This is a genomic window from Lentzea kentuckyensis (genome assembly GCF_002150765.1).
Lineage (GTDB): Bacteria > Actinomycetota > Actinomycetes > Mycobacteriales > Pseudonocardiaceae > Lentzea > Lentzea kentuckyensis.
In genome coordinates this window covers 18,049-25,279 of the sequence record NZ_MUYM01000055.1, presented here as the reverse complement: position 1 = coordinate 25,279, position 7,231 = coordinate 18,049, and the positions used below count along the sequence as shown (strand labels likewise).

General features: G+C 68.2%; 7 protein-coding genes. 2 read left to right on the top strand and 5 right to left on the bottom strand.

Going from position 1 to position 7,231, the window contains the following annotated elements; translation table 11 throughout:
* Positions 1 to 114 precede the first annotated feature (114 nt).
* Positions 115 to 1,146, bottom strand: coding sequence for a GDP-mannose 4,6-dehydratase (locus tag B0F77_RS24990; RefSeq protein ID WP_086665416.1), 1,032 nt, complete (start codon positions 1,144 to 1,146; stop codon positions 115 to 117).
* A 175-nt stretch (positions 1,147 to 1,321) separates the two neighbouring features.
* Complete coding sequence (locus B0F77_RS24985; RefSeq protein ID WP_086665415.1) at positions 1,322 to 1,939, bottom strand: helix-turn-helix transcriptional regulator; 618 nt, start codon at positions 1,937 to 1,939, stop codon at positions 1,322 to 1,324.
* A 928-nt stretch (positions 1,940 to 2,867) separates the two neighbouring features.
* Between B0F77_RS24985 and B0F77_RS24980 the strand changes: the two genes are divergently transcribed.
* Both B0F77_RS24980 and B0F77_RS24975 read left to right on the top strand, forming a co-directional pair.
* Complete coding sequence (locus tag B0F77_RS24980) at positions 2,868 to 3,473, top strand: TetR/AcrR family transcriptional regulator (RefSeq protein WP_086665414.1); 606 nt, start codon at positions 2,868 to 2,870, stop codon at positions 3,471 to 3,473.
* Between the two features lie 113 nt (positions 3,474 to 3,586).
* On the top strand, positions 3,587 to 4,330 hold the full coding sequence (locus tag B0F77_RS24975) for an SDR family oxidoreductase (RefSeq protein WP_086665413.1): 744 nt from the start codon (positions 3,587 to 3,589) through the stop codon (positions 4,328 to 4,330).
* Here the strand turns inward: B0F77_RS24975 and B0F77_RS24970 are convergent.
* From B0F77_RS24970 to B0F77_RS24960, 3 genes are read right to left on the bottom strand one after another with little or no spacing between them, the layout of a single operon-like run.
* The gene (locus B0F77_RS24970; protein WP_086665412.1) at positions 4,259 to 4,639 is read right to left on the bottom strand and encodes a hypothetical protein; all 381 of its coding nucleotides are present in this window, start codon (positions 4,637 to 4,639) and stop codon (positions 4,259 to 4,261) included. The genes B0F77_RS24975 and B0F77_RS24970 overlap by 72 nt on opposite strands.
* Positions 4,636 to 6,168: a gluconokinase gene (locus B0F77_RS24965; protein WP_086665411.1), complete on the bottom strand. Its 1,533-nt coding sequence runs from the start codon at positions 6,166 to 6,168 to the stop codon at positions 4,636 to 4,638. The genes B0F77_RS24970 and B0F77_RS24965 overlap by 4 nt, the downstream gene beginning before the upstream one ends.
* Positions 6,165 to 7,181, bottom strand: coding sequence for a 2-hydroxyacid dehydrogenase (locus tag B0F77_RS24960; protein WP_086665410.1), 1,017 nt, complete (start codon positions 7,179 to 7,181; stop codon positions 6,165 to 6,167). Before B0F77_RS24960 ends, B0F77_RS24965 begins: the two co-directional genes overlap by 4 nt.
* Positions 7,182 to 7,231 lie beyond the last annotated feature (50 nt).

Genomic DNA, 7,231 nt, shown 5'->3' with positions numbered 1-7,231 from the left:
CCCACTCAACCCATCTCGGCGACTGAAGAGTCGGCCGGACACCAAGAACCCGACGAGTGACGTGAATTCGGCAGGGCCACAGCCCGTATGTGCTGGTACTTCAGGTTTTCGTGGCTACCAGCTGGTTTCGAGCAGCACGCCCGCGTACTGCTCCTCCAGGGCGACCTGCCGCAGATCGGCGTCGACCATCATGCGCATCAGGTCCGCGAAGTCGACCGTGGGCTTCCACCCCAGGACGGTCATGGCGTGAGTCGGATCCGCGCACAGGGTTTCCACCTCAGCGGGCCGCACCAACGAGGGATCGATCTCGACGTGGTCCTGCCAGTCGAGTCCGACGTGGTCGAAGGCGATCCGCACGGCGTCCCGCACCGAGTGCATCGCACCCGTGCCGATCACGTAGTCGGCGGGCTCGTCCTGCTGCAGCATGAGGTGCATCGCCCGCACGTAGTCGCCCGCGTATCCCCAGTCGCGCAGCGCGTCCAGGTTGCCCAGGTACAGCTTCTCCTGCAGGCCCAGCTTGATCCGCGCCACGGCCAGGGAGATCTTGCGCGTGACGAACTCCGTTCCCCGGCGCGGTGACTCGTGGTTGAACAGCATCCCGGACACCGCGAACATGCCGAACGACTCGCGGTAGTTGCGCGTGATGTAGTGCCCGTAGGTCTTCGCCACCCCGTACGGGCTGCGGGGGTGGAAGATGGTGCGCTCGGTCTGCGGAGTCTCCGCCACCATGCCGAACATCTCCGACGAGGACGCCTGGTAGAAACGGATTCCGCCACCGTCGACCGGACGTGACCGGTCGAGGCCGCTCACCATCCTGATCGCCTCCAGCATCCGCAGCACACCGATGGCGTTGACCTCGGTGACCAGTTCTGACTGCTGCCAGGACATCGGCACGAAGGAGATGGCGCCCAGGTTGTAGACCTCGTCGGGCTGACTCGTGTCCACCGCGGCGACCAGGCTCGCCTGGTCCATCAGGTCGCCGTCGAGGAAGGTGATGTCGGAGATCAGCCTGCTGACCCGCGACTTGCGGGGGTTGGCCTGCCCGCGAACCAGCCCCCAGACCTGGTATCCCAGCTCCAGCAGGTGTTCGGCGAGGTACGAACCGTCCTGCCCGGTGATACCGGTGATCAACGCCCGCTTGCTCATTGGATCCCTCTCGTCGCCACGAACAGGCCATCGGCGCGAAGTGCGACCACTGCGTCAGTTCGCGCGCTCCTCCAGGACACGGAGTCAAGCGGTTTCGCGGTCGCGAAACATCTAGTGTTTGCGACCTCCGTCCAACCAGGACTCCGGCAGGAGAGGACGAACCGGCCGTGCCACGTCAGGCCAGGCGACGACTTCGAGGTTCGGTCCGCACGTTCGCCTGCGTGGCGTGCGCGGGCAACACCTTTGGCGGCCACGACGCGACGCTCAGCAGGCCCATGGCGAACGCCTTCGACACCAGCGCCACCCGGTTGGGCACCTTGAACTTCCGGAGCATGATGCCCACGTGGTAGTCCACGCCCTGCCGGCTGAGGAAGAGCCTGCCGGCGATCTGGACCGTCGACTCGCCGGCGGCGATGCCTTCGAGGATGCGGGCGTCCAGCTCCAGCAGACGGATGTCACGACCCATCACGACGGTGTCGGCGGGAGCGTTCCTCTCGGGGTTCACCACCACGACGATCATCGCGAGCTCACCGGTGCCGTCGCAGACGGCGACACCGGTCAGTTCACCCGCGAACACCGCGCCCTGGGGCCCGATACCCGCCATGTGCTCGATGAACCGCGGCCGGTGGCCGCCGGCGAGCTGATCGAAGTGCCGCCGGATCGGCGCGTGCACCCCGGGGTGCAGCAGGTCGAAGAAGCTGCGGTCCTTCAGCGTGCCCAGCGACCTGCCGAACCGCCGGAGGAACTCGTCGCTCGCGTCGATCACCCGGTGCTCGACGTCCAGTCTCGCCATGCAGATCCCCGACCTCGCCATCATGACCTCGAAGAGATCGGCATCGGTATCCGCGCGGTCACGAACAGCGCCAGACATGAAAGAATCCACAAGACCAGCCACGTTCCCAGCTCCTTTCCCGCCACCCAGCACGGGTGCAGCCACTCGTTACAGGGGAGGCCCGGTTGACTCATATTTCGCAGGCGAGTCAACCCGCGATTGAGACCCAAAATACGAACACCCAAGATGCCCGGTCAATCACCCACGGCACCCCCGCCCCTAAAACTGTGGTCCGCAAACCGAGATGGTTCGGGGGCAGGTTCCGCAAAGTGCGATGGTTCGGGAGCCGCCAATCGAGACGGTTCCGCGCCGAATGAACAATGGGTGAACGAGGCGAAGCGCCGGGACGAGGGCCACGCCCCGCAGGCACGGATCCCCCCGGAAGCGGCTAGTCTGGCGGCCAGAATACGGAACGCCAGACCACATCTTGCGCGGCACGCGTCCCTGTGGCTCAATGGGTCACCTGACCCCGTGAAGCATGAGGCCTAACCGCTACGGAGAGTAGGCGAAGTGAAGCAGAACGTGGGATAGCCTGCCGTTCGCTGACGTGAGCCTGATCGACAGAACGACTGGGACCGAACGATCCCACGGTCGCGACAAAGCCGCGGACCCTGCGCGCGAAAAATCTGGCGCGCCTTGCATTGACATGCTTTCCGCGAGTCCGCAATGGCATCGGAAGATACATTTAGTTCACCACTGAGTACTTATCCGACGAGTTGATTCCCGTGTCTCGCCATTTGAAACGGGACACTGTCCCCGCGCACATCTCAACTGGTCCCCTGAATCGTTCGGGACCCACCATTTCCGATCGTCACCGAGAACTTTCCTACTTCTGCTGACACCTCGCGGCCGCGAACTCAGCAGTTGTTCAGACCACCAGAAACAGGCAATGTCACCCCGAGTCGTCGATTGGGCCGCGCGTCGCAGAGCCGTTGCGGAGGCGGTGTTCCGCGTGGCCGTCCGGGACGGGGTCGAGCAGGCGTCGCTGCGCAACGTCGCACTGGAAGCCGGCCTGTCCGTCGGCTCGGTCCGGCACTACCTCGGCAGTCACGAGGACATGATCGCCTTCGCGGTCGAGGCCCTGGTCCGGTCGATCGAGCAACGCGTCCTGTCCCGCGTTCGGTCGTTCGCGGACCGCACGGACTCCGACAGCCTCGTCGAACACGTGCTCTCCGAGGTGTTGCCGCTCGACGACCGCCGGCGCCACGAAGCCGTCCTGTGGCTGACCTTCGCCGTGGCCGCTCGTACCCGGCCCGCGCTCCTGCCGCACGCCGAACGGCTCTACGACGGGCTGCGCACGTTGTGCCACCGCGTGCTGACCATGATGTCGGAGCACTCCGGTGCCATGCCGGACGATCTCGACCTCACGCTGGAAGCGCAACGGCTGTCGTCCCTGCTGAACGGGTTGCTCGTCAACGGCGTGCAGCACCCGGATCGCATGACCCCCGAACTGTCGTTGTCGTTGCTGCGCAGGCACATCGACTCGCTGACCTGACGACCAGCCGGTCTGGTACACATCGGACAGTGACCCTCATCATCACGAAAACCCTTTCCCTGCAACGACTTCCTGCGACAGAATCCATCAAGGAGCAACGAGGGAGAAGAGAGATGACAGTCGTTTCCGTGGTGACCGGAGCTGGTTCCGGCGTGGGACGGACGGTCGCGCGTGCCCTGCTCGCGGCAGGGCACCGGGTGGCACTCGCCGGACGGCGACCCGAGGCACTGGCGGAGACGGCGGCGGGCGCGACCGACGACTCGGTTCTGGTGGTACCAACGGACATCACCGTCCCGGAGTCGGTCGACAGCCTGTTCGACACGGTGCGCGACCAGTGGGGCCGGGTGGACGTGCTGTTCAACAACGCGGGGGTCAACGCGCCGGCCACACCGCTGGCGGATTTCCCGGTCGAGCAGTGGAAGTCGGTCGTCGACACCAACCTCACCGGCTCGTTCCTGTGCGCCCGCGCGGCGTTCCGCGTCATGCGGGACCAGAGTCCGCGCGGTGGCAGGATCATCAACAACGGCTCGATCTCCGCGCACGTCCCCCGCCCGGACGCCGTCGCGTACAACGCGAGCAAGCACGCGATCACCGGTCTGACGAAGTCGATCTCGCTGGAGGGCCGCCACTACGACATCGCCTGCGGCCAGATCGACATCGGGAACGCGGCGACCACGATGACCGAGGGGATGAGCGGTGGGGTGCTGCAGGCGGACCGCTCGATCGCGCCGGAGCCGACGATGAACGTCGAGCACGTCGGCGAGGCCGTCCGCTACATGGCTTCGCTACCACTGGGGGCCAACGTGCAGTTCATGACCGTGATGGCCACGGCGATGCCGTTCGTCGGCCGCGGCTGACCCCGGTCCGTCCGGCAGTCGGCAGGCCATCGCCCCCAGTACGAGCGCGATGGCCGCCGACGCCGCAGACCCACCGGAGACCGGCAGCAGGAGCGCGCCCACCACGGCCAGGCCCAGCAGAAACCTGCCGATCCACGAGGCCGCCACACCGAGCGCGAGCCAGATCCCGGCGATGAGCTCGAAGCAGGCCGCCAGCCAGACGCAGGAGAGCAGGACCGCGTCACCTCCGGCGGTGTCCCACGTGGCCAGGGAGATCCCGCCACGTAGTGCGAACGCCGTTCCGACACAGATCCGGCCGAGCGGCTTCATGACCGCACGGCTGCTCGGCCACCACTGCGGGCCGAGGACTCGCTGTCGTTGTGGATGGCGGCGAGATCCGTTGCCACCTCGTGGATCTGCTCGATCAACGGGCGTACGGCCGCCATCCGCGCGGCGGCGACGGAATCGGGCCACACCGTGCGCCTGGTCCTCGGCAGCTGCGCGGCGGCGGCCAGCGAGGGCAACACCCCCAGGGCGTGCCAGGCCAGCAGCGCCGCGCCGAATCCCGAGCCCGCGCTGTCGTCGGCCACTTCCAGCGGCAGGTCGAGTGCCGCCGCGAGGACGTCCGCCCACAGTGGCGCACGCAGGGCCCCTCCGGTCGCCCGGATCACGTCCACCCGCGCGCCTGTCTCCAGCACGCTGTCGCGCACCAGTGCGATCTGCTGGCCGACTCCCTCGACCATGGCGCGCGTCATCGCCGCACGGTCGTGGTCACCCCGCAGGCCCATGAACGCGCCTCTGGGCGACGGATCCCACCACGGGGCCCGCTCGCCGAGCAGGTAGGGCAGCGCGACCAACCCGTCCGCGCCCGGCGGCACCAGTGCCGCTTCGGCGAGCAACTCGCCGATGTCGTCGAGACCGAAGGTCTCCATCGCCCACTGGGCCACCAGACCACCGTTGCTCACCGCTCCGCCGGTCACCCACAGGTCGCCCGCGAGGTGGTAGCAGAACACCCGGCAGCGTTCGTCGACCGCCGGACCTGTTCTGGCCACCCGCAACGCGGCACTGGTCCCGACGGACAACGCGGCCGTGCCCGGCACCACCGCACCCACACCGAGATTGGCCAGCGGTCCGTCGCCCGCCCCCGCCACGACGGGCAGCCCGGCAGGCAGGCCGAGCGCGTCCGCCGCGTCCGCGCACAGGGTGAGGACCTCGGTCGGCGCGACGAGCTCCGGCAGGCGCCGGACGTCCACGCCGGAGACCTCAATCGCGTCGGCACTCCAGTCCATTGTGGACAGATCCAGGAGCCCCGTGGCCGAGGCGCAGGACAGGTCCGTCACCAGCCGGTCGGTGAACCAGAACAGCACGAAGTCCTTGAGACCACACCACACGGCCGCGCCGGCGAGCAGTCCGGGCTCCTCCTGGGCGAACCAGGCCAGCTTGGTCAGCGGGGACATCGGATGCACCGGAGTGCCGGTGGACCGGTGTAGTTCAGCTCCACCCTCGGCCCTGATCCGCCGTGCCACAGCGGTGGCACGGGTGTCCGCCCAACTCAGGGCGGGCGTCAGCGGCTCTCCCTTGTCGTCGAGCGCGAGGAGGGTGTGCAGCGCGGCGCTGAAGGAGAGGCCCGCCACTTCGAGCCCGATCTCCGCACACGAGGCGACGCACTGCCGGACCACGCCGACCGTGACGCAGAGAACGTGCTCCGCGTCGTGTTCGGCCCGGCCGTCGGCACCGGTCAGCCGGCACTCGCGTTCTTCCACCACCCGCACCGCGAGGTCACGGTCCACCGCCACCACCTTGACCGCGGTGGTGCCGATGTCGATGCCGAGGACGACCTGTGTGGCCGGCCCGCTCACGACACGGCCGCGGAACGCAGCGCCGGCACGGCGGACGTCCCCGGCAACGGGGTGAGTCCCTCGCGGCCGTCGAGCACCGAGAGCACGTTGCGGGCGGCCAGGTCGACCATCGCCGCGCGGGTCGCCTCCGTCGCCGACCCCACGTGCGGCAGCACGACCAGGTTCGGCTCGGCGAACAACGGGTCGGTCGGCTCGCTGCGCGGCTCGTCGACCATCACGTCCAGGCCGGCCGAGTGCAGACGGCCGGAACGCAGCGCGGCCAGCAGTGCCGACTCGTCCACGATCCCGCCGCGGGCGGTGTTGACCAGCGTCGCGGTGGGCTTCATCAGGGCCAGCTCGGCGGTGCTGATCAGGTTGATGGTGTCCGGGGTGAGCGGTACGTGCAACGACACGACATCGCTGGTGCGCAACAGTTCCGGCAACGTGACGGCGGCGGACAGGTCGTCGTCGGCGCTCTGGTAGGGGTCGTGGTGCTGAATCCGCATGCCGAAGCCGGCCGCTCGCCGGGCGACCGCCCGCGCGATCTGGCCGTACCCCACCAGTCCGAGGGTCGCGCCGTACACGTCGAGGCCGAGGAAACCGTCCATCTGGAAGATCCGCCACTCACCACGCCGCATCGAGTCCACCGCGTGTCCCAGCCGGCGCCTGCTCATCAGGATCAACGACATCGTGATGTCGGCCGTCGTCTCGGCCAGCACGTGCGGGGTGTGCGTGACGACGACACCTCGCTCCGCCGCGGCAGCCTGGTCGACCGCGTCGAATCCCATCGACGCCAGTGCGACCACGCGCATCCCCGGACCGGCAGCGTCGAGCAGGTCCTCGCCGACCCGGTCGGTGCCGAGCACCAGGGCGCCGTCGCAGCCCCGCACCAGTTCCGCGAGCTCGGCCGCGTTCGGCGGCGCGGCCCCGTCCCACTCGACGACCTCACACCGCGAGGCGAGCAGTTCGATTCCCGAGCCAGGAAGGCCGGCCCGGGAGACCGCGACCCGCGGTCGGGTGACATCGGTACTCATCACGTACTCCGTTCGAAAATTCGACACCGGGAAACCGGCAGGGGTGACCG

Coding starts and splice junctions, on each gene's coding strand:
- B0F77_RS24970 (WP_086665412.1), bottom strand. CDS start 4,639: ATGAAGCCGCTCGGCCGGATCTGTGTCGGAACGGCGTTCGCACTACGT.
- B0F77_RS24985 (WP_086665415.1), bottom strand. CDS start 1,939: ATGGCGAGACTGGACGTCGAGCACCGGGTGATCGACGCGAGCGACGAG.
- B0F77_RS24990 (WP_086665416.1), bottom strand. CDS start 1,146: ATGAGCAAGCGGGCGTTGATCACCGGTATCACCGGGCAGGACGGTTCG.
- B0F77_RS24980 (WP_086665414.1), top strand. CDS start 2,868: ATGTCACCCCGAGTCGTCGATTGGGCCGCGCGTCGCAGAGCCGTTGCG.
- B0F77_RS24960 (WP_086665410.1), bottom strand. CDS start 7,181: ATGAGTACCGATGTCACCCGACCGCGGGTCGCGGTCTCCCGGGCCGGC.
- B0F77_RS24975 (WP_086665413.1), top strand. CDS start 3,587: ATGACAGTCGTTTCCGTGGTGACCGGAGCTGGTTCCGGCGTGGGACGG.